Below are 239 nucleotides of genomic sequence, written 5' to 3' on the forward strand. Positions count from 1 at the left end.
GACCATGCAAAACCGCATCCTCACTTCCCGTTTTGTCCAGCGCGCCGCCGTGGCCCTGGGCGCCGCCGCGCTGCCCGCGCTGTCGTTCGCGCAGGGGCTGCCGCAACTGGAGAACCCGACCCGCGGCACGGGCAACGGCATCATGGAAACGATCAGGAACTACGGCTACGACATCATCATGCTCGTGGCCCTGCTGGTCGTGGCGTCGATGTTCATTGGCGTGTGCTACCACGCCTATG

General features: G+C 65.3%; 1 protein-coding gene. It reads left to right on the top strand.

Annotation, left to right across the window (positions count from 1 at the left end):
• Positions 1-4 precede the first annotated feature (4 nt).
• Positions 5-239 (top strand): TIGR03745 family integrating conjugative element membrane protein (locus K206_RS0137135; protein ID WP_043368110.1); only part of this gene is annotated, 235 nt, incomplete at its 3' end.

The organism is Cupriavidus sp. WS (assembly GCF_000395345.1).
In the GTDB taxonomy this organism is placed as follows: Bacteria; Pseudomonadota; Gammaproteobacteria; order Burkholderiales; family Burkholderiaceae; genus Cupriavidus; species Cupriavidus basilensis_B.